General features: G+C 62.6%; 20 protein-coding genes. 10 read left to right on the forward strand and 10 right to left on the reverse strand.

What is annotated here, in order from left to right; genetic code table 11:
* Positions 1-159 precede the first annotated feature (159 nt).
* The 6 genes from AC56LK_RS13310 to AC56LK_RS13335 all read right to left on the reverse strand — a co-directional run bounded on the left by AC56LK_RS13310 (position 160) and on the right by AC56LK_RS13335 (position 8574).
* Complete coding sequence (locus tag AC56LK_RS13310; RefSeq protein ID WP_497184980.1) at positions 160-546, reverse strand: GNAT family N-acetyltransferase; 387 nt, start codon at positions 544-546, stop codon at positions 160-162.
* A 180-nt stretch (positions 547-726) separates the two neighbouring features.
* Positions 727-1368 carry a LysE family translocator gene (locus tag AC56LK_RS13315; protein ID WP_497184981.1) on the reverse strand — a complete coding sequence of 214 codons (642 nt, stop codon included), beginning with the start codon at positions 1366-1368 and terminating at the stop codon, positions 727-729.
* A gap of 320 nt (positions 1369-1688) precedes the next feature.
* Positions 1689-2840 (reverse strand): TolC family protein, encoded by a 1152-nt coding sequence (locus tag AC56LK_RS13320; protein ID WP_497184982.1) that lies wholly within the window; start codon positions 2838-2840, stop codon positions 1689-1691.
* Complete coding sequence (locus tag AC56LK_RS13325; protein ID WP_497184983.1) at positions 2837-5977, reverse strand: efflux RND transporter permease subunit; 3141 nt, start codon at positions 5975-5977, stop codon at positions 2837-2839. The genes AC56LK_RS13320 and AC56LK_RS13325 overlap by 4 nt, the downstream gene beginning before the upstream one ends.
* An 11-nt stretch (positions 5978-5988) precedes the next feature.
* Positions 5989-7119 carry an efflux RND transporter periplasmic adaptor subunit gene (locus tag AC56LK_RS13330; protein WP_497184984.1) on the reverse strand — a complete coding sequence of 377 codons (1131 nt, stop codon included), beginning with the start codon at positions 7117-7119 and terminating at the stop codon, positions 5989-5991.
* Between the two features lie 3 nt (positions 7120-7122).
* Complete coding sequence (locus tag AC56LK_RS13335; protein WP_497184985.1) at positions 7123-8574, reverse strand: MFS transporter; 1452 nt, start codon at positions 8572-8574, stop codon at positions 7123-7125.
* 154 nt (positions 8575-8728) lie between these two features.
* Between AC56LK_RS13335 and AC56LK_RS13340 the strand changes: the two genes are divergently transcribed.
* Both AC56LK_RS13340 and AC56LK_RS13345 read left to right on the forward strand, forming a co-directional pair.
* Positions 8729-9034 carry a hypothetical protein gene (locus AC56LK_RS13340; protein ID WP_497184986.1) on the forward strand — a complete coding sequence of 102 codons (306 nt, stop codon included), beginning with the start codon at positions 8729-8731 and terminating at the stop codon, positions 9032-9034.
* Positions 9035-9081: 47 nt separating this feature from the next.
* Positions 9082-9564 carry a MarR family winged helix-turn-helix transcriptional regulator gene (locus AC56LK_RS13345; RefSeq protein ID WP_497184987.1) on the forward strand — a complete coding sequence of 161 codons (483 nt, stop codon included), beginning with the start codon at positions 9082-9084 and terminating at the stop codon, positions 9562-9564.
* 634 nt (positions 9565-10198) lie between these two features.
* Here the strand turns inward: AC56LK_RS13345 and glmS are convergent.
* Entirely contained in the window at positions 10199-12028 is a 1830-nt protein-coding gene (glmS, locus tag AC56LK_RS13350) for a glutamine--fructose-6-phosphate transaminase (isomerizing) (RefSeq protein ID WP_497184988.1), read from the reverse strand.
* Positions 12029-12191: 163 nt separating this feature from the next.
* Between glmS and AC56LK_RS13355 the strand changes: the two genes are divergently transcribed.
* Positions 12192-12662, forward strand: coding sequence for an Lrp/AsnC family transcriptional regulator (locus tag AC56LK_RS13355; RefSeq protein ID WP_497184989.1), 471 nt, complete (start codon positions 12192-12194; stop codon positions 12660-12662).
* A gap of 92 nt (positions 12663-12754) precedes the next feature.
* On the opposite strand, the gene glmU is transcribed toward AC56LK_RS13355, so the two are convergent.
* Positions 12755-14119 (reverse strand): bifunctional UDP-N-acetylglucosamine diphosphorylase/glucosamine-1-phosphate N-acetyltransferase GlmU, encoded by a 1365-nt coding sequence (glmU, locus tag AC56LK_RS13360; protein WP_497184990.1) that lies wholly within the window; start codon positions 14117-14119, stop codon positions 12755-12757.
* 91 nt (positions 14120-14210) lie between these two features.
* On the opposite strand from glmU, the gene AC56LK_RS13365 reads away from it, so the two are divergent.
* The 5 genes from AC56LK_RS13365 to AC56LK_RS13385 all read left to right on the forward strand — a co-directional run bounded on the left by AC56LK_RS13365 (position 14211) and on the right by AC56LK_RS13385 (position 17363).
* Positions 14211-15038 carry a DUF6279 family lipoprotein gene (locus tag AC56LK_RS13365; protein WP_497184991.1) on the forward strand — a complete coding sequence of 276 codons (828 nt, stop codon included), beginning with the start codon at positions 14211-14213 and terminating at the stop codon, positions 15036-15038.
* A gap of 111 nt (positions 15039-15149) precedes the next feature.
* Entirely contained in the window at positions 15150-15815 is a 666-nt protein-coding gene (rsmD, locus tag AC56LK_RS13370; protein WP_497184992.1) for a 16S rRNA (guanine(966)-N(2))-methyltransferase RsmD, read from the forward strand.
* Between the two features lie 110 nt (positions 15816-15925).
* Positions 15926-16426 (forward strand): pantetheine-phosphate adenylyltransferase, encoded by a 501-nt coding sequence (gene coaD, locus AC56LK_RS13375; RefSeq protein ID WP_258827195.1) that lies wholly within the window; start codon positions 15926-15928, stop codon positions 16424-16426.
* Between the two features lie 22 nt (positions 16427-16448).
* Positions 16449-16709 (forward strand): YfhL family 4Fe-4S dicluster ferredoxin, encoded by a 261-nt coding sequence (locus AC56LK_RS13380; protein ID WP_436108518.1) that lies wholly within the window; start codon positions 16449-16451, stop codon positions 16707-16709.
* Positions 16710-16811: 102 nt separating this feature from the next.
* Positions 16812-17363: a DUF1003 domain-containing protein gene (locus AC56LK_RS13385; protein ID WP_497184993.1), complete on the forward strand. Its 552-nt coding sequence runs from the start codon at positions 16812-16814 to the stop codon at positions 17361-17363.
* 400 nt (positions 17364-17763) lie between these two features.
* Here the strand turns inward: AC56LK_RS13385 and AC56LK_RS13390 are convergent, their stop codons facing one another.
* Positions 17764-17970 carry a hypothetical protein gene (locus AC56LK_RS13390; protein ID WP_497184994.1) on the reverse strand — a complete coding sequence of 69 codons (207 nt, stop codon included), beginning with the start codon at positions 17968-17970 and terminating at the stop codon, positions 17764-17766.
* Positions 17971-18110: 140 nt separating this feature from the next.
* Here AC56LK_RS13390 and AC56LK_RS13395 point away from each other — a divergent pair, with 140 nt between their 5' ends.
* Entirely contained in the window at positions 18111-19067 is a 957-nt protein-coding gene (locus AC56LK_RS13395) for a LysR family transcriptional regulator (protein WP_436108521.1), read from the forward strand.
* Between the two features lie 13 nt (positions 19068-19080).
* On the opposite strand, the gene AC56LK_RS13400 is transcribed toward AC56LK_RS13395, so the two are convergent.
* On the reverse strand, positions 19081-19536 hold the full coding sequence (locus tag AC56LK_RS13400; RefSeq protein WP_005664065.1) for an Lrp/AsnC ligand binding domain-containing protein: 456 nt from the start codon (positions 19534-19536) through the stop codon (positions 19081-19083).
* A 216-nt stretch (positions 19537-19752) separates the two neighbouring features.
* On the opposite strand from AC56LK_RS13400, the gene AC56LK_RS13405 reads away from it, so the two are divergent.
* Positions 19753-20004 (forward strand): hypothetical protein (locus AC56LK_RS13405; protein ID WP_497184995.1); only part of this gene is annotated, 252 nt, incomplete at its 3' end.

Raw genomic sequence — 20004 nt, forward strand, 5'->3', positions numbered from 1 at the left:
CAGCACGTTTTGCCTGACGAAGGAAATCGGATATCGTATAGCTCCAACTCGAGCAGGTCGATGTCCCGTGTGGCGATGCGGCCGTGGAATCACATACATAACTCCGCTCAGGAACCGCTTACAGCTGAACGGAAAGCTGGCGTGTCCGCATCGGTTCACTCACGCGAGCATCTTGACAAAGCGCCGCCGTTTCTCCTGGTACCCATTGCGCTCATAGAACAGATGGGCGCGCGACCGCGAAACGTTGCTCGACAACTCTAGCTGCGAACACCCATGCCTGAGCGCATAGCACTCCGCTGCGCACAATAGCAGCGCACCGATGCCGGAGCTCCTGCGTTCGTCGTCGACGACCAGCGCGGAGAGCATCGCCCAAGAAACAGAAACATGCAGCGGCGCGACGAGATGAACGACGGCAACGCCAGCAATCCCGTCTACGTCTTCCGCTACAAACGCCTGCGCCATGGCATTCTCGTGGATTGCCGCCAATTGCTGTTTCAGACGCGTGGCTTCGGTCGTATAGCCGAGTTGCTTGAACAGTCGGACCACGGGTTCCACATCCCCTGCTGCTGCTTCTCGAATGTTTATCATTAAACTTAATCCGGCCTGATTCCAAAATTTGTCATGATCGTCTCCATGACTTACAACTCATCTTAATGATCTACAACGGAAGACCGGACGCCGGCCAGGGTGGACCCGTCCATTTCGGTCAGACCATGCAGTGATCTGTCAGAGCGTGGCGCGTGATGTCAGCAGGCGGATGCCTGCGTAAGCGAACAGCATGGCCAATGCTCCGTCAAGCCAGCGGCGTACGCGCATGTAGAGGTCCCGGGCAACAGCGGTGGAAAAGACCAACGCATAAGTACAGAAAATCGTCATGCCGACAGGGATGCAACCCACAACAACAAGCAGGGCATCATGGCGATGCGCATCGGCTGGCAGGGCCAGGGCAACAATAGACAGCCAGACGAATATCGCTTTGGGATTAGTGAGGTGCATGAGCGCGCCGCGCAAGTAGAAGCCCGCGGCGGAACTCGTCCGCTTAGCTTTACTGACGAGGACATCTGGTTTCAATGCAGAGTGTGCAGACTTGAATCCCAGCCAGAGCAGATAGAGCCCGCCAAGAACCTTTATTGCCACCAGCGCCTGCGAGTACCGTACAAGTACCGTGGAAAGGCCGAATGCTGCGAGAAAGCCCCAGAGCGTAGAGCCCGACACCACACCCAGGGCGAACACTGTCGCGGGGCGTCGACCCTGCTCCATGGCGATAGCCATGATCGAAAGATTGCTTGGTCCTGGGCTGGCAGTGCCGACCGCATAGGCCACGTACGCAAGCGCCAGGTTGGCGGTGAAAAGTGAATTCTCAATCATAATTCCCTCATGTTTTGTGTGCCGTCGATGGGTATGAGCGGGCTGAAGCGAATGGCGCGTTCGTTACTTGGCATGACACTGCTGGTCCTAGCGTCGATGGCGACGGCTTTCCCAGCCATGGTGCATTCTGATCAGGGAAGCAGTTCAGCAGCTACCACTGGCCAGCTGAGCATAACAGGTCGCCAAGGCCGAAAAATCACGGACTGTCGCAAAGGACCGGAACCGATTCATTGCAGACATTCGGATAGAGCAGGTTAAGCATTAACAGGCTTAACCCGACCAGTTCCTTCACATCGTTAATGCGACTGCGTTCATCAAACTCAGGGCAGGTCAAACCCACCGGCCATGGCCACATAACTGCGCGCAGTGGCGATGGCAAGATCACGCCGGGCACCCGCTAATTCCTCCTGCGCGGCCAACGCAATGCGTTCGGCCTCAAGCACGCCCAGCAGACTTTCTCCCCCTTCCTGAAAACGCACCCGCACCAGTCGCGCGCTTTCCTGTCCCAGCTGATGGGCCTGTTCCAGCTCGGCATGACGGTGGCGAAGCTGAGACCATCGTGAGATTGCGTTGTCAGTGTCTTCGAGCGCCAACGCCAGCACTTTCTCGTAGGCTGCGCGCGCCGCCTCTACCTCGGCGGTGGCCGCACGCACGCGAGCGCGCCGGGCGCCTCCGTCGAACAGGGGCAGTCCCAACGCGGCGCCGGCTTGCCAGCGTCTGTTTTCGCCCCCGGTCCAGTCTTCGGCAACGACCGATGCGCCGAACAGCCCAGCCAGGCTGATGCGCGGGAAGCGGTCTGCCAGGGCCATTCCCTCCCGCGCTTCTGCTGCCGCCAAGGCCCGTTCCGCAGCGCGCAGATCCGGGCGGCGCAGCAGCAGGCGCGCCGGTTCGTCCGAAACCAGCGCCCGGGGCAGTGCAAGCGGGACAGGGCGGTCGAGCGCCGCGATCTCCGCATCATCGCGCAGCGCCGCCTGCTCTTCGGCCGACGCCTGCGCCGCCGCGATGCTTTGACGCACGCGGCCGAATAGATCCAGCTCCCAGCCCAGCAGCGCACCCCATTGGACCGGCTCGGCCACGCGCGACCGGCCGTCATTCGTTTCGATCGCCGCCGCCCGTGCACGCCCACCCTGCGCCTGCAATTCGAACGAAGGCCGGCGCGACGCACGCGCAGCCGCGGCGTACTCGCCGGCAGCATCCAGCCGGGCGGCAGCGATACGCAGGTCGTGATTGTCGCGCCAGGCGCGTTGCACCAGCTGCTCCAGGTGGGCGTCGCCCAGTTCGCGCCACCACAGCGTCGGCGGCGTGCCAGGCTGCAGGCCGTCCGCGCCAGTGCCCGACGGCAGCGCGGACAGCTTTGCCGCGTCAGGCACTCTCTTTTGCGGTACGCTTGACGCACACGCAGTCAGCAGCAGCAGGCTGGCCAGCATCGATGCAGCGGGCCGGGCGATGCAGATTGCAATATGTACTTTCATGCGGGCTCCTCCTCAACGTGTGCCGCTTGCAGTGCGCGCGTGCTGCGACGCGGCGTCAGCACAGTGAACAGCAGCGGCGTGAACAACAATCCCGACAAGGTCACCCCGACCATGCCGGCAAATACCGCCGTTCCCATCGACTGGCGCATTTCTGCGCCCGGACCGGTCGACAGCATCAGCGGCAAGGCGCCCAACAGGGAAGCGAGGGACGTCATCAGGATCGGGCGCAGGCGGGTGCGGGCCGCAGCGATCGCCGCGTCGCGGCGGTCAGCACCGGCAGCCATCGACTGCCGGGCGAACTCGACGATCAGAATGGCGTTCTTGGCGGCCAGGCCGATCAGTACGACGATGCTGATCTGGGTCAACACGTTATTGTCCATGCCGCGCCAGGACACGCCTGATAGCGCGGCCAGTACGCAGGCAGGTACGATCAGCACCACCGACAGCGGCAGCAGCCAGCTCTCGAACAAGGCAGCAAGAAGCAGGTAGACGCACAGCACGGACAAGGCGAGCACGCCAGCGGTGCTGCCGGCCTGCTTCTCCTGCAGGGCCAGTTCGGTCCATTCGTAGTCGAACCCGGCCGGCAGGCGCTCCTTGAGCAGCTTTTCCATCGAAGCAATGGTCTGGCCGGTCGAAAACCCGAGCCTGGTGGCGCCCTGGATTTCGGCGCTTGGATACAGGTTATAGCGTGGCACGCGGAACGGTGCGGTTTCCTGGGTGAAGCTTGCCAGGCTGCCCAACGGAACCATGGCGCCGCTGACGGCCCGGGTCTTGAGGGCGGCCAGATCCTCGATTCCCTGCCGGTATGGTGCATCGGCCTGTGCAGTGACACGCCAGACCCGCCCCATCAGGTTCATGTCGTTGACGAACACCGGCGCCATATAACTTTGCAGGATCTCGTTGGCCCTGGATAGTGGCACGCCCAGGTACTCGGCCTTGGTGCGGTCCAGGTCGACCTTGATCTGCGGGGTCATGGCATTGAACGGGGCGAAGGCATTGGCCACCGAAGGCAGCTTGTTTGCTTCTTCGACGAGACCTCGGGCGACCTTCTGCAGGGCCTGCGCTCCCTGCCCGCTCGTATCGCGTATCTGCAGCTTGAAGCCGCCGCCGGTGCCGATACCGGGTACGGACGGAGGAGGGATCACCATCGTGCGTGCCTCGCTGATCGGCGCCAGCTTGCCGCGCAGGGCACCGAGCATCACCGGGCCGTCCAGGTCGGCGCTGGCGCGCTCGCCGAAATCCTTGAACATGGTGAAGATCACGGCCGCATTGGGCGCGGAGGTGAAGGTGGCCCCGTCGGTGCCGACGAATGCGGCTGTATGCGCCACGCCCGGATGGCTCATCAGGCGCGCGCTGGCATCGCGCGCCACCTCGGTGGTACGCGCCAGCGTCGAGCCAGGCGGCAGCTGGATCGAGACGATCGCGTAGCCCCGGTCGAGCTGAGGCACGAAGCCGGTCGGGGTGATGTCCAAGCGCCAGACAGTGAGCCCGACCAGGCCCAGATACACCGGCAGCATCAGCCAGCGGCGCGACAAGGTCAGCTTCGTCAGGCGAACGTAGGACCCGGTCAGCCTGGAAAATACACGGTCGAACACGGCCATCCAGCGCGCGCCTAGGCTGCGGCTATCATGACGGGGCTTGAGCAGCAGTGCCGCCAGTGCCGGTGACAGGGTAAGCGACACCAGCGCCGAAATCAGGGTGGACGCGGCGATCGTCACGGCGAACTGGCGGTAGAACATGCCTGAAATGCCGTCGATAAAGGCGGTGGGAACAAACACGGCGACCAGCACCAGCGCGATGGCAATCAGCGCGAAGCCGACTTCGCTCATGCTGCGCTGCGCTGCCTGCAGGGGACTCAAGCCCGTTTCCATGTGGCGCTCGACGTTTTCCACCACCACGATGGCGTCGTCGACCACGATGCCGATCGCCAGCACGAGGCCGAACAAGGACAGCGTGTTGAGCGAATAACCGAGGGTCGACAGCAGCGTGAAGCTGCCGACCAGCGACACCGGAATGGCCAGGATGGGAATGATGGCGGCGCGCCAGGAACCGAGGAACACCAGCATCGCCAAACTCACCAGCAGGGCCGCTTCGAAGATGGTGTCGCGCACCTTGTCGATCGAGTCGCGTATGAACTCGCTCGGATTGTAGTACGAGTGATAAACCAGATCATCAGGAAACTCGGCCTTCATTCGCTCCATTTCGGCCAAGATCTGTTTGCCGGTGTCCAAAGCATTCGAGCCAGGCAGCTGGGTGATGCTCAACGCGACGGCCGTACGGTTGTCGACGAAGCCGCTCTCCGTATAATCCTGCGCGCCCATCTCGACGCGCGCCACGTCGCGAAGGCGCACCACCCCGCCGTCCGGGTGAGAAGCCACGACGATCGCTTCGAAGTCGGCCACGCCGCGCAGGCGGCTTTGCGCCTGTACCTGCACCTGGAAAGCACCGTCGCCGCCGACCGGCGGCTGGTTCAGAACGCCCGCTGCAACCTGCGAATTGGCCTGCCGTACCGCGGCGATGACTTCAGGCGCGGTCAGACCGAGCAAAGCCACGCGGGCAGGATCGAGCCAGATGCGCATGGAGAAGTCACGCGCGCCGCGGCTATTGATGTCGCCCACGCCTTCGATCCGGGCCAGCCGGTCCTTGACGCGGGTGCTGATGAAGTTCGAGATGTGCTGCTGGTCACGGCTACCATTCGGGGAATTGAACAACAGCACCATCAACAGGTCGGGCGACGTCTTTTTTACCGATAGTCCCAGGCGCCGTACGGCGTCCGGCAGGCGCGACTCGGCAATCGCCACACGGTTCTGTACCAGCGACTGAGCTTGGTCGACATCCACTCCCGGCTTGAACACCACGCTGATAGTCAGCTTGCCGTCGCCGATCGACTGCGACGACAGATACAGCATGCCATCCACGCCGTTAAGCTCCTGCTCGATTGGGGCGGCCACATTATCGGCGATTTCCTGGGCCGAGGCGCCGGGATAGTTGGCCTTGACGGTCACCGTGGGCGGCACGATTGCGGGAAATTCGGAAATCGGCAAACGGCCGGCGGCCACCAGCCCGGCCAGGGTGATAAAGAGCGATAATACGATCGCAAGAACCGGACGTCGGATGAAAAAATCGGAAAAGCGCATGGTGTGCTCCCTTAGATGCCGGCGGCGGCCGCGTGCGCCACCTTGACATGGTCACCCGGCCGCACCTTGGCGGCGCCGGAGACGATCACGCGTTCGCCAGGCGCCAGGCCCGATACCACCACCTGTTTATCGCCCACCAGACCGCCCAGCACCAGCTTGCGTGGAGCGACCTTGCTGTTGACGTCGACAACAAAGACCATCTTCTTGTCCTGGTCGCTTATCACGGCGGACCCGGGTACGAGGAGGCGTTTCTGGAGCCCGCCTACCGGAATGCGCATGCTCGCGAAACTGCCGGGCATGACGGCGCGATCCGCGTTGGGCAGACTGGCGCGCAGGCGCACGGTGCCTGATCGGGCGCTGATTTCGTTGTCGACGAAGTCGACGGCTGCCGCCCGGACCGCCGCGCCGGCAGCAAGCGTCAACTCGACTTTGCCGGGCAGCTTTTCGAGGTGGCGCAGACGCTGGAAGTCGCTTTCCGCCAGGTCGACGACGGCGCGCACCGGATCGTGGGCGACGAGTGTGGTCAAGACCCCGGACTGGGCTGAGGCGCCGGTCACGTAGTTGCCGACGTCGACGCGGCGGTCCGAGACGGTACCGGTGATCGGCGCGCGCACGGTGGTGAAGGACAGTTCCAACTCCGCGCTTCTCAGTTCGGCCTGACTGAGCAGAACCGCGGCGTGCGCGCTTTCGTATTCGCCGCGCGCGCGCTCCAGTTCTTCCTGACTGGCCGCTCCGGTCCGCTGCAGTTTGTCGCTCCGCTCGTACTGGACGGCAGCCAGCTTTTCGCGCGCCTTGGCTTGGGCAAGGGCGGCCAGCGCCCGGTCGCGCACGGCAGCGAACGGACGGGGATCGATCACGAACAGCGGGTCGCCTGCCTTGACCTGCTGGCCGTCGTGAAAGACGATCTGCTGCAGATAACCGGAGACGCGCGAGCGCACTTCGACGCGCTGGGACGGCGCGATGCGGCCCGTGTAATCCATGGTGTCCTGCACCATCGAACGCTCAGGGTGCGCCACGACCACGGTAGGGACCGGTGGCGGTGCGCCTGGGGCAGCTTGCAAGCGGCTGCAGCCGGACATGGCAACCGCGCCGGCGATGGCGGTCAGCGCCAGCAGGGATAGGGCAGGAATGGAACGGATCATCTTTCAGGTCTCCAATGGCGAAGGACGGTTGATCTTGGCGCGCGCGGCAGCGCAGATGGCCGCTGCTGCAAGGATCAGCACGGCGGCGACGGCAAACGTCGTGCGCATGCCGCGCGCGATGGCAGCCGGGCCCGCGTTATCCATGTCGCCCGTGGACGTCGCCAGGGCGAACAACGCGCCCATCACGGAAGCGCCAGTAACCAAACCAAGATTGCGGGATAGGTTGAGCATTCCGGACACCAGCCCGCGCTGGTCGGCAGGAATATCGCTCATGACGGCTGTGTTATTGGCCGCCTGGAATAACGCATAGCACGCCGTGAGGGCCGATATCGGCCCCACATAGCCGGCGAGGCCCAGGCCGGGGGGCAACAGCGCCAATACGGCGCAGGCGCCGGCCCCCCCGAGCAGGCCCAGACTGGACATACGCCCCGCGCCGAAACGGTCCACCAAGCGCCCGGCCGGCACGCCGCAGAAAGCCGCTATCAAGGGGCCGGCAGCAAGCGCCATGCCGACCATGCCGGGGCCGAGCAGCAGGCCGCCCGCAAGATAGAATGGACCGACTACCAGGGTCGCCATCATCACCGTCGACACCAGCGCACTGGCGGCAAGGCCGGCGCCGAGCAGGGGCGCGCGCAGCATGGCCAGCTGGATCAGCGGCGCCTGGGCCCTGCGTTCGACATGAACGAACAGCGCGATACCCAGCATGGCGCCCAGCAGCAGGACGAGGTTGCGCTGGTCGAACTGGCCCCGGCCGAGAGTCATCGCAAGCGCATAAGCGCACAGCGCGCCGGCCAGAAGCAGCATGCCCATGTAATCAAAGTGAGGCAGCACGGCCTCGCTATCGGCGCGATCGGCCGGCAGGTAGCGCAACACCAGCAGCAGGGCCGCGACGGACAGCGGCACGTTAATCGCGAAGAGCGACGGCCAGCCGTAGCGTTCGATCAGCAGGCCGCCCAGTGCCGGGCCGAGCGTGGTGCCGATGGCCGACATGGTTCCCAGCAGACCCATGGCTCTGCCGCTGCGGGACTTGGGGACGGCCTGGGCAACAAGCGCCATGTTCAGCGCCATCATCACGGCCGCACCCAGCCCCTGTGCGGCGCGCGCGCCCACCAGCGTCCAGAGCGTGTCTGCCAGCGCGCACATCCCGGATGCGAAGGCGAACAGTCCGATTCCGGCCAGCAGCAGGCGCCGGCGCCCGATCAGGTCGCCCAGGCGCCCAACGCCGACGATCACCGTGGTGATAGCCAGCAGATAGGCCAGCACGACCCACTGGACATCCTGGAAAGGCGCGCGGAACACCGTGGTCATGTTCGGCAACGCCACGTTGGTGATGCTCGTGCCGAGGGCGGGAAGCAGCATCGACAGTGAGAGCGCCGCGAGAGCACCGCGGATCGGCACGGCGGGAACCCCGGCCGTCTGGCCGGCATCCTGGGGAGAAGTCTCTGGAGTGCGCATGTAGTGGATCCGGTTATCTTAAGGAGTGCTTCAACAGCAGGGTGTATCTTCCGCGTGCTTGCAAGTGGAAGGTCAGGCCGCGTTAGATGTCGCCCCAGCGCAGAGCGGCACCGAAAACATGTCTTCCGGCAGATTGTGATGAGCAACGACAACCATGTTCACTCCAGGCATTGCCCTCTTGGCGACGACGCGCTGCAGTGTCATGCAGCGCGAAATCGATCGTCAGTTCGGCGCGCGTGATGTCGAATTCGAATGGAGTAAAATCCCGCAACCCGATTTCCCCCTCCTGCACGGGCACGGCAATCTTGATGTGATCATCAAACCCATGGATTGGAAGTCGCAAAGCTTGCTCCCTTCAAATATGATGCGTACGAAATTTTTGCTGATTCTCTCTACGCTGCGCACCGTTACTACTCGGCGGCGTGCCTCGAAACGAACGCGCGTGCCCGGTGCGACATGAAGATGAATACACGATGAACCCGTAATTCGTTGATAATATCTACAATTATGCAAAAACTTATAGACAATGTCAACGATGTGAGCGATCCCAACGTTCGTGAGATCCTTGAAGTCGTTCAAGCTGTTGCTCACTTGGCCCGTGCGCGCCAACTGCAAGCATTGAGAGGTGGGCAAGAAGACTTGACGCCGCTCGAGGCCCGGGTGCTGTTTTACTTTTCGCACCACCCTGGAGGATCGCTGGGTGAACTGGTGGAACATGCAGGACGCGACAAAGGACAGCTTGGAAGGCTTGTCACCGGACTACGAGAGCGTGGATGGCTTTCGGCAGAGACAGATAAGAATGACCGTCGAGTCATGCGCTTTCATCTGACTGAGCAAGCGCTGGCACGCCAGAAATCGATGCAGGATCAGCGCGATGACCTCGTCACAGCGGCAAGCCATGGACTAACGGTCGCTGAGCGATTGCAGCTGCTGGAACTGCTGGGTCGGGTACGAGTGAATCTGGAGACGCTTCCACCAGTAAACACGTAGAAACAAGCCTTGCTGGCGCGCTGCCGGAAGCGCACGGGGACACCGCCGCGGCCGCGTCAGTGCGCATTCGCCAGGACGAGGAATGCGCGGCGGACGGGCCTGGTAGTTATTGGATACCTCATGGCGAGCGACCGGCGGCCGCCCGGACGGAGGCGCCAAACCTGCGATTGCATGCCGAGTTTGCTACTTCACTGATGACCGAGGTGGGGACTGCTAATTTGCTCGCGCGGGTAGAAGCGATACGAGGCGGCCGAGCGCGCACGCCCGCTACGCCTGCAGAAGCCGCAGCGATACAGATTCGCGAGCGCAACGTGGCTAGCTGGGCTATGCGGCCACACCAGACAATGAAGTGATCGTGCCGGATCTGTCATATATACCCGAGGCGGCAATGCTGGGAAGCCTGCCCATCGATGTGCGAACGATATCCATGACCGAAGCGCAGGACGTCTTGAATGCTCCTGATAAAGCCGGCTGGCTCGCGTTGGTGTTTGCTTGAGATATCGCTGTTTAGCTCTAGCAATAAAGAAGGGCCTCAACACAAAGTGTCGAGGCCCAATGTTGTGCCAAACTTTATTTGTTTGTGTCAGACTTTATTTGTAGTTCACAACGGGCGCGCCACGAGGGCGCCGCCGCTTTATTCCACCGTCACCGACTTCGCCAGGTTGCGCGGCTTGTCCACGTCGGTGCCACGCGCCAGCGCGGTGTGGTACGCCAGCAGCTGCAGCGCGGCCACGTGCAGGATCGGCGACAGGTCGCCGTAGTGTTCCGGCAGGCGGATCACGTGCAGGCCGTCGCCCGAGGTGATGCGCGAGTCGACGTCGGCGAACACGTACAGCTGGCCGCCGCGTGCGCGCACTTCCTGCATGTTCGACTTCAGCTTTTCCAGCAGCGCGTCATTCGGGGCAATCGTGACCACCGGCATCTCTTCGGTCACCAGCGCCAGCGGGCCGTGCTTCAGCTCGCCCGCCGGGTAGGCTTCGGCGTGGATGTACGAGATTTCCTTCAGCTTGAGCGCGCCTTCGAGGGCGATCGGATAGTGCATGCCGCGTCCCAGGAACAGCGCGTTTTCCTTGCGTGCGAACTCTTCGGCCCAGGCCATGATCTGCGGCTCCAGCGCCAGCACCGAGCTCAGCGCGACCGGCAGGTGGCGCATCGCCTTCAGGTGCTCGGCCTCTTCCGCTTCCGTCAGGCGGCCGTTCACTTGCGCCAGGGTCAGGGTCAGCAGGAACAGGGCGGCCAGCTGGGTCGTAAACGCCTTGGTCGAGGCCACGCCCACTTCGACGCCGGCGCGGGTGATGTAGGCCAGCTTGCACTCGCGCACCATGGCGCTGGTGGAGACGTTGCAGATGGTCAGCGTGTGCGGCATGCCGAGGCTGCGTGCATGCTTCAGCGCGGCCAGGGTGTCGGCCGTTTCGCCGCTCTGGGAGATGGTGACGACCAGGGTTTGCGGGTGCGGGACGCTGTCGCGGTAGCGGTATTCGCTGGCGATCTCGACGTTGACCGGCACCTTGGCGATGGATTCGATCCAGTACTTCGCGGTCAGGCCGGCGTAGTAGCTGGTGCCGCAGGCCAGGATCAGCACGCGGTCGATTTCCTTGAACACGCCGTAGGCGCCGTCGCCGAACAGTTCCGGCATGATGCCGGTCACGCCTTCGAGGGTGTCGCCGATGACGCGCGGCTGTTCGAAGATCTCTTTCTGCATGTAGTGGCGGTACGGGCCCAGCTCGGCGGCGCCGGTGTGGGCGTGCACGGTTTTCACTTCACGCTCGACCGAACGGCCTTCGCTGTCGACGATCCAATAGCGGGCCAGCTGCAGGTCGACCACGTCGCCTTCTTCCAGGTAGATGATCTGGTTGGTGGTGCCGGCCAGCGCCATCGCGTCCGAGGCGACGAAGTTCTCGTTCTCGCCCACGCCGACGATCAGCGGCGAGCCCTGGCGGGCGGCGACCACGCGGTGCGGCTCTTCGCGCGAGAACACGGCGATCGCGTAGGCGCCATGCAGGCGCTTGACGGCCTGCTGGACGGTATCGAACAGGTCGCCGTTGTACATGTGATCGACCAGGTGGGCGATGACTTCGGTGTCGGTCTGGCTGGTGAACTCGTAGCCGAGGCCTTTCAGTTCGGCGCGCAGCTCGTCGTGGTTTTCGATGATGCCGTTGTGGACAAGTGCGATGCGCGCGTTCTCTTCGGTCGGCGAGAAGTGCGGGTGGGCATTGTGCGAAGCCGGGGCGCCGTGGGTGGCCCAGCGGGTGTGGGCGATGCCGGTGAAGCCGTCGAGGCGGGCTTCGCGCACCTGGTCTTCGAGCTCGGCCACGCGCGAGGTGCTGCGTGCACGGGTCAGCTTGCCATCCAGGTGCACGGCGACGCCGCAGGAATCATAGCCACGGTATTCCAGGCGTTTCAGGCCCTCGATCAGGACTGGAGTGATGTTGCGCTTGGCGACTGCACCGACGATACCGCACATGTTTGACCTCGTTGAAAGATAGATTGCAATGAAACCTATCGTAGAGCAACTCAATTGAAATAAGCTTTCAGAATTCCTGCGATTTTGATAGATTATTTCACAGACACAAAAACGTGAAATATTCTTTCATTTTCACTGCATTCCTTTATATTTATTTCATTCGATGTCAGATCAACTAGATTTAGACGAGCTCGATCGTCGCATCCTGAATACATTGCAGGCTGATGCATCGCATACGAATGCGGAATTGGCCGAACTCGTCCACGTCTCACCGCCCACGTGTTTGCGCCGGGTGAAACAGCTGACCGACAGCGGCGTCATCGAACGCCAGGTGGCCATCGTCGATCCGGCCAAGGTCGGCGCACGCCTGAGCGCCATCGTCGAGATCACGCTCGACGTGCAGGCGGCCGAGCGCATGGACGAGTTCGAAACCCTGGTGGCGCCCGACCCCGCGGTGCTGCAGTGCTACCGCGTCACGCCGGGCCCGGATTTCGTACTGATCGTCCAGGTGGCCGACATGCCGGCCTACCACGCGCTGGCCCACCGCCTGTTCACGGCGCACGCCAACGTCCGCAACGTGAAAGCCTATTTTTCCACCCACCGCTCCAAGTTCGACACCCGGATTGCCGTGTAGCCAGCTTGTGGATAACTTTGTGGATTGGCACCCGGAGAACCACAGGATAAGCATGTGATTACCCTGTGATTTTCCTGTGCCTAGCCGGTGGATTACTTCCTGGTCTTCACCGGACGCGACCAGCCTTCGACGGTCATCTGCTTCGGACGCGAGATGGTCAGCTTGCCCGCCGGCGCATCCTTGGTGAGGGTGGTGCCCGCACCCAGGGTCGCGCCCTTGCCCACGGTGACCGGGGCCACCAGCTGGCTGTCGCTGCCGATGAAGGCATCGTCCTCGATCACGGTACGGAACTTGTTGGCACCGTCGTAATTGCAGGTGATGGTGCCGGCGCCGATGTTCACGCGCGAGCCCACGGTGGCGTCGCCCACGTAGGCCAGGTGGTTGGCCTTGCTGTGTGCGGCGACCTGGCTGTTCTTGATCTCGACGAAGTTACCCACATGGACGTCCTCGCCCAGCTCGGTACCCGGGCGCAGACGCGCGTAGGGGCCGATCTGCGACTTGTCGCCGACCACGGCGTCTTCGATGTGGCAGAAGGGCTTGACCTGGGCCCCGGCGCCGACCCTGGCGTTGACCAGCACGCAGTGCGGGCCGACCGTGACGCCGTCGGCCAGTTCGACACGGCCTTCGAACACGCAGCCGACGTCGATCACGACATCGCGGCCGCAGACCAGCTCGCCGCGCACGTCGATGCGGGCCGGGTCCATCAGGGTCACGCCGCGTTCCAGCAGGGCAGTGGCGATGTTCAGCTGGTGGCGGCGCTCGAGCTCGGCCAGCTGGACCTTGCTGTTGACGCCGGCCACTTCCCATTCGGCGGAAGGCTGGGCCGACACCACCGGCACGCCATCGGCAACCGCCTGGGCCACGATGTCGGTCAGGTAGTATTCGCCCTGCGCATTATTGTTCGACAGCGCGGCCAGCCATTTCTTGAGGTGGGCGGTCGGGATGCACATGATGCCGCTGTTGATCTCGCGGATCGCGCGTTCGGCTTCGCTGGCGTCCTTCTCTTCGACGATGCGCACGATGTTGCCATTCTCGCGCACGATGCGGCCCAGGCCGAAAGGATTGGCCTGCTCGACGGTCAGGATGGCGAGCTTGTCCTTGCCGGCGGCCTCGACCAGGCGGGCGAGCGAAGCGGCGGTGGTCAGCGGGACGTCGCCGTACAGCACCAGGGTCGGCACGCTCTCATCCAGCTGCGGCACCGCCTGCATCACCGCATGGCCGGTACCGAGCTGCGGCTGCTGCAGGGCGGTATCGATCGCTGCTCCCAACTGGGCGACCATTTCCGGCACCGCTGCGCCTCCGTGACCGTAAATCACGCATAATTTGCTCGGCGATAAGCTGCTGGCAGTATCGATCACATGCCGCAACAGCGGTTTCCCCGCCAATGGATGCAAGACTTTCGGCAGCGCGGATTGCATGCGCTTTCCCATGCCGGCGGCGAGGATGACAACGTTCATAAGCCGTCCTAAAAAAGTTGATAATATGAAAAATTTTAACACGCCAGATAACATGTTCCGACGCACTATTGCGCTCTGCCTGATTGCGCTCATGGCCCTCGTTGCGGGCTGCAGCTCGGTACGTTTTACCTACAACCAGGGCGATACCTTACTGTATTGGTGGTTGGATTCCTATGCCGATCTGGAAGGCGAGCAGGCCGACCTCGCCAAACGCGACATCGACAAGCTGTTCCAATGGCACCGCCAGACCCAGTTGCGCGACTATGCGAGCTTGCTCGGCACGATGCAGCGTGAACTCGCCGGCAATCCGGCCCAGGCCGACCTGATCGGCATCTACAAAGAAATCCGCGTGCGTGGCGAGCGCCTGGCCCTGCGCGCCGTGCCGGAACTGACCACCCTCGCACTGTCGATCAAGCCGGATCAGATCGCCGACATCGAACGCAAGTTCATCTCAAAGAACGCGGAATATCGTAAGAAATATATTGAAGGTAACACCGAGAAACGCCAGCGCGCCCGCTTCAAGAAGGCGATGGACCAGCTCGAACTGTGGTTCGGCAACTTCAACAGCGAGCAGGAAGACATCCTGCGCAAGGCTTCCGATGCCCGTCCGCTCGATGGCGAGCTCTGGCTGGAAGAGCGGGTCTGGCGCCAGCGCCGCATCCTGAGCCTGCTGCGCAAGTTCCAGCAGGAGAAACCGAACCGCGAGCAGGCGGCCGCCCAGATCACGGCGATGCAGCGCGAACTCTTCGGCCGCATGGAGTCTCCCGAGCGCAAGGCCTTCTATGACAACTACCTCGACCAGACCACCAAGTTCATGCTGACCGCCATCCGCACCACCACCCCGGCGCAGAAGAAGCACGCACACGAGCGCATGCAGGGATGGATCAACGACTTCCAGGCCCTGGCGGCCGGGAAATGACCAGTGGATAAGTCGGTGGACAAGCCCGGGGCAAGCACTGGACAGGCAGTGAACAAGCACTGAATAAGTAGCCGGGAAGGGCGGCACACCCCGCATGCTATAGTGCCGCCCATGCAAAAGAAGTCCTCCAAACCACCATCGAACAGGGGCCCGCAACGGCCTTCCCACGGATCGCCCCGCCTGGCGCCGCGCCAGGTGCGCATCATCGGCGGCGCCTGGAAACGGGCCCTGCTGCCGGTCCTCGAGGCCGAGGGCCTGCGCCCGACGCCGGACCGCGTGCGCGAGACCGTCTTCAACTGGATCCGGCACCAGCTCGGCGGCGATTTCGCCGGCGCCAGCTTCCTCGACCTGTTTGCCGGTTCCGGCGCGCTCGGCTTCGAGGCCGCCAGCCGCGGCGCGGCATCGGTGACCATGGTGGATAACCATGGTCCGGCGGCACGCCAGCTCGAGCTCAACCGCGAAAAACTGAAGGCCGACAAGGTCAAGGTGCTGCGCACCGATGCGCTGGCGCTGGTGAAAGACCTGGCGGCACGCGGTCAGCGTGTCGACGTGATCTTCCTCGATCCGCCCTACCAGCTGGGCCTGCTCACCCAGATCCTGCCGCTGTGCCCGGCCATCCTCAGCGAAGACGGCATGGTGTATGCGGAAACCGGCGAGCCGCTGCCGCTGGAAGAGGGTGAGCTGCCCGAGTGGCTGGCCGGCTGGGAGGCGATTCGCTCGGACAAGGCCGGCATGGTCTATTACTACCTGCTGAAGTTGCACAAGAAAGACGCCTGAGCGGCCAAAACTGCACAAGGATTGGGCAAAGACCGCCCCCCGCTGGGGCGGCTGCCGGATTTTCAGGCATAATGCGCGTTCTTACAGGGTGATTCTCCAAGGGAGCCGCAATGGTTGTAGCCGTTTATCCAGGTACGTTCGATCCGCTCACGCGTGGCCATGAGGACCTGGTGCGCCGTGCATCGGGCCTGTTCGACCGCCTGGTGGTCGGCGTGGCCGACAGCAAGAACAAGAAACCCTTCTTCTCGCTCGACGAGCGCCTGGAAATCGCCAACGAAGTGCTGGGCCATTATCCGAACGTGCAAGTGGAAAGTTTTTCCGGCCTGCTGAAGGATTTCGTGCGCCAGCACGATGCGCGCGTGATCGTGCGCGGCCTGCGCGCGGTGTCCGACTTCGAATACGAATTCCAGATGGCGGGCATGAACCGCTACCTGCTCCCGGATGTCGAGACCCTGTTCCTGACCCCGTCCGACCAATATCAGTTCATTTCGGGCACCATCGTGCGCGAGATCGCGATGCTGGGCGGCGACGTGTCGAAATTCGTCTTCCCGTCGGTGGACCGCTGGCTGCAGAAGAAGATCGCAGCGATGAAGGCGGCCCCGGCAGCCTGAGCAACAAGGAACGAGTACCACCATGGCACTGATGATTACCGACGATTGCATCAACTGCGACGTCTGCGAACCCGAATGCCCGAACGACGCCATCTCGATGGGCGCCGAGTTCTACCAGATCGATCCGCACAAATGCACCGAATGCGTCGGCCATTTCGACGAGCCGACCTGCGCCGTGCTGTGCCCGGTCGCATGCATTCCCCTGAATCCTGAATGGCGCGAAACGCGCGAACAGCTTCAGGCGAAATACGAACGCCTGACCGCCCCCAAGGCGGAGACCTGATCCCAAGCCGGCTTTCACGCCGGCTTTTTCTTTCCTTGTCACACCCAGGCCTGTGTGCGCGCACGCGCATAAGGCGGCCTGCGACGGTGCTATCCTGATTTCATGGAGACGCCCGACGATCGCAAGGAAGCCCTGCCTTCCGCTTTCCAGGAACACCTCGGCACGGTGTCCGAATTCTATGCGCGGCATAACGAAAACCTGTCGCCGGTACAGCGGGCCGTCGAAAAGATCAGCTACTTCCTCGGCAGCCCGGCCTATATCGTCGGCAACCTGGTCTTCGTCGTCCTCTGGATCGCCTGGAACCTGGCGGCGCCCGAACTCGGCTTTACGCAATGGGACGAGCCGCCCTTCTTCTGGCTGCAGGGCCTGATTGCCCTGAATGCCTTCGTGATCTCCACCACCGTGCTGATTCGCCAGAATCGCATGTCCATCCTCGCCAACCACCACGCCCACCTCGACCTCCAGGTCAACCTGCTGGCTGAGGAAAAGAACAGCAAGATCATCCAGATGCTGGAGGAATTGCGGCGCGACATGCCCAACGTCCGCGACAAGGTCGACCGCGAAGCCGAAGAACTGGGCAAACCGTCCGATACCGGCGCCATCCTGTCCATCATCGAAGAGTCGTCGGACCAGCTCAATTGCGAGCGCAAATAATCGACTGTTCCTGAAAATTACCAATACTCATCGATACGAATGAATAGAACGTGAACTGTGTCAAACACCACGTATATCTCATCAATATTACATCTTCATGCGAGCAACGTCCGCTAAGTATCCTTGTTAACCGTGCTTTTTAAAAGATCTGCCGCAAAGCTGCATAACTCATCTTTTTCGCTCAACATGCATCGAACCTCTGCAATTACACGCTCATATCCCGAGTTACAGAAACCCTTCCCGAGACCCGATGCTGACTCTTCATGAACTTTGTTAAATCGTCGACGCGAGAAAACCCCGGTAACGAAGAGTCACCGAAGAAACCGGAAAGGACGGGAGAAACGGGCGAAAAAAAACGCGGCGTCCGGATCGGAGGCCGCGTTCAACGGAGGAAGGTGAATCAGTGGCGCTTGGCCCGGTGGGCTTTCGGCGGACGCGGGCGCACGGCCAGCACGGCGGCGCGGCCGATACCGACCAGCAGCGGACGGAAGAACATGGCCACACCGCCCAGCAGGGCAAGGCCGGTGGCGGTACGGAGGACCTGGCCGACGGGAACGGCTGCAACGGCAGCGCCGGCGGTCTGGATGAGGGTCAACGAGGCAGACATGGTGAGTGAATTGTTCAGTTGTAAGCAATATAGTGCGATGCAACATATAAATCTAATTTTGTTCCCTGATGTCGCTTATGCATTTCATGAATACTTGAGGTACACTGGTAACACTTCCTGTATGCCATCAATAAGTTCCCATGAGCTTTCTGACGCTTGACCTGAATCTGCTGCGCGTGTTCGACGCAGTGATGACCGAGCAAAACCTCACCCGCGCCGCCGGGCACCTCGCGATGACCCAGCCGGCCGTATCGAACGCCATCAAACGGCTGCGCGAAAGCCTCGGGGACGAACTCCTCATCCGCACCGCCTACGGCGTCAAGCCGACCCCGCGTGCGGAAGCGCTGTGGCCGGCCGTGCGCCAGGCCCTGGCCGCGCTGGAAGCGGCCGTGATGCCGGAAACCTTCGACGTCTCGAAGGCGCAAGCCACCTTCCGGATGGCGATGGCCGACGCCACCGCCGCCCTGTGGCTGCCTTCGCTGATGCGCTCGATCGAGCGCGAAGCGCCGGGCGTGAACATCCGCATGGTGCCCCTGACGACGCGCGAACCGCGGCCGATGCTGCTGCGCGGCGACATCGACCTGGCGGTCGGTTTCTTCCCGGGCGTAGCGGCCCAGCTGTCCTATGAAACCGGCTCGCCGATCCGCCACGAGCGCCTGTATTCCGGCGTGTACGTGTGCGTGATGCGCAAGGACCACCCGCTGGCCAAGGAAAAGCTGGACCTCGATACCTACTGCAAGGCGAATCACCTGCTGGTGAGCTTCTCCGGACGCGCGCATGGCCTGGTCGACGAAGCCCTGGCCCAGATCGGCCGCGAACGCCGCATCCTGCTGACGGTGAACCAATTCTTCACGGCGGGGCGGGTGGTGGCGAATTCGGACCTGATCACAGTACTGCCGAAGCACCTGATGGTCTCGACCGGCATGACCGACGCGCTGGTGTGGCGCGAGCTGCCCTTCCAGCTGCCACCCGTGCACCTGGACATGCTCTGGCACGAGCGCGACGGCCGCAGCCCGGCGCACCGCTGGCTGCGCAAGAATCTGGAAACCATGTCGGAAACTGCGGCGCCGAAGACCGGCGCACGCAAGGTCGTGTGAGTGGCCGGTCCGCTCAGCGGATCGGCAATTTGGTGGTGTTCTTGACCTCTTCCATCACCGCATAGGTGTGCGTTTCGCGCACGCCTTTCTGCAGCAGGGTCTTGCCCAGGAATTCGCGGTAGGCCGCCATGTCTTTCACGCGCGCCTTGACCAGGTAGTCGAAGCCGCCCGCGACCATGTGACACTCGAGCACTTCAGGAATCATCTGGACGCTCTGTTTGAAGGCATCGAACACCTCGGGAGTGGTACGATCGAGTACCACTTCGATAAAGACCAGCAGCGAGACGTCCAGCAGCTGCGGGTTGAGCTGGGCGGTATAGCCCATGATGTAGCCGGATTCGTGCAGCTTGCGCACGCGCTCCAGGCAGGCGGCGGGAGAGAGGTTGACCCGTGCAGCCAGTTCGACGTTGCTGATTCGTCCGTCATTCTGGAGTTCCGCCAGAATTTTCTTACTGATCTTGTCGAGCATGGTCCGTCTCCTGCCATGTAAATATTATTCGGTCAGATTGTCTCACCAAAAACTATCTTTTGCTAGTCTGTCTTAAAAACAGAATTAATCCAGAAGATTTCCTTCTACAATCGAATCATTCGATCGTGTTCCACAGCACGCCGTCCGCCCTTGTTGCGGTACGGCGTTTTTTGCCGCATGGGGCCCGATTCCCGTTTCCTTTTTAGAAGAGTCACCATGCAGATCGACGCCGCCCTGGCTGGCACCACGGCCTCCACCTTTGTCCCCTTCGACGCGCTCCAGCTCGAGGTCAAGCGCGACCAGACCCCGCTGCGCGAAGCCATCACCAATGCCTACCGCCGCGACGAAGCCGAGGCCGTGCAGTGGCTGCTGGGCCAGGGTGCCAGCGCCAACGGCGACGCCTACATGCTGGCCCACCGCCTGGTCTCGAGCGTGCGCGAGAAGCGCACCCGCTCCTCGGGCGTCGAC

Source organism: Telluria sp. ZB4P36 (assembly GCF_059685865.1).

Bases quoted from the DNA above. Each gene is read 5' to 3' on its own strand.
- glmU (WP_497184990.1), bottom strand. From the start codon at position 14,119: ATGAACGTTGTCATCCTCGCCGCCGGCATGGGAAAGCGCATGCAATCC.
- coaD (WP_258827195.1), top strand. From the start codon at position 15,926: ATGGTTGTAGCCGTTTATCCAGGTACGTTCGATCCGCTCACGCGTGGC.
- AC56LK_RS13385 (WP_497184993.1), top strand. From the start codon at position 16,812: ATGGAGACGCCCGACGATCGCAAGGAAGCCCTGCCTTCCGCTTTCCAG.
- AC56LK_RS13365 (WP_497184991.1), top strand. From the start codon at position 14,211: ATGGCCCTCGTTGCGGGCTGCAGCTCGGTACGTTTTACCTACAACCAG.
- AC56LK_RS13345 (WP_497184987.1), top strand. From the start codon at position 9,082: ATGCAAAAACTTATAGACAATGTCAACGATGTGAGCGATCCCAACGTT.
- rsmD (WP_497184992.1), top strand. From the start codon at position 15,150: ATGCAAAAGAAGTCCTCCAAACCACCATCGAACAGGGGCCCGCAACGG.
- AC56LK_RS13380 (WP_436108518.1), top strand. From the start codon at position 16,449: ATGGCACTGATGATTACCGACGATTGCATCAACTGCGACGTCTGCGAA.
- AC56LK_RS13330 (WP_497184984.1), bottom strand. From the start codon at position 7,119: ATGATCCGTTCCATTCCTGCCCTATCCCTGCTGGCGCTGACCGCCATC.
- AC56LK_RS13320 (WP_497184982.1), bottom strand. From the start codon at position 2,840: ATGAAAGTACATATTGCAATCTGCATCGCCCGGCCCGCTGCATCGATG.
- AC56LK_RS13335 (WP_497184985.1), bottom strand. From the start codon at position 8,574: ATGCGCACTCCAGAGACTTCTCCCCAGGATGCCGGCCAGACGGCCGGG.
- AC56LK_RS13325 (WP_497184983.1), bottom strand. From the start codon at position 5,977: ATGCGCTTTTCCGATTTTTTCATCCGACGTCCGGTTCTTGCGATCGTA.
- AC56LK_RS13355 (WP_497184989.1), top strand. From the start codon at position 12,192: ATGTCAGATCAACTAGATTTAGACGAGCTCGATCGTCGCATCCTGAAT.
- AC56LK_RS13390 (WP_497184994.1), bottom strand. From the start codon at position 17,970: ATGTCTGCCTCGTTGACCCTCATCCAGACCGCCGGCGCTGCCGTTGCA.
- AC56LK_RS13340 (WP_497184986.1), top strand. From the start codon at position 8,729: ATGTTCACTCCAGGCATTGCCCTCTTGGCGACGACGCGCTGCAGTGTC.
- AC56LK_RS13400 (WP_005664065.1), bottom strand. From the start codon at position 19,536: ATGCTCGACAAGATCAGTAAGAAAATTCTGGCGGAACTCCAGAATGAC.
- glmS (WP_497184988.1), bottom strand. From the start codon at position 12,028: ATGTGCGGTATCGTCGGTGCAGTCGCCAAGCGCAACATCACTCCAGTC.
- AC56LK_RS13395 (WP_436108521.1), top strand. From the start codon at position 18,111: ATGAGCTTTCTGACGCTTGACCTGAATCTGCTGCGCGTGTTCGACGCA.
- AC56LK_RS13315 (WP_497184981.1), bottom strand. From the start codon at position 1,368: ATGATTGAGAATTCACTTTTCACCGCCAACCTGGCGCTTGCGTACGTG.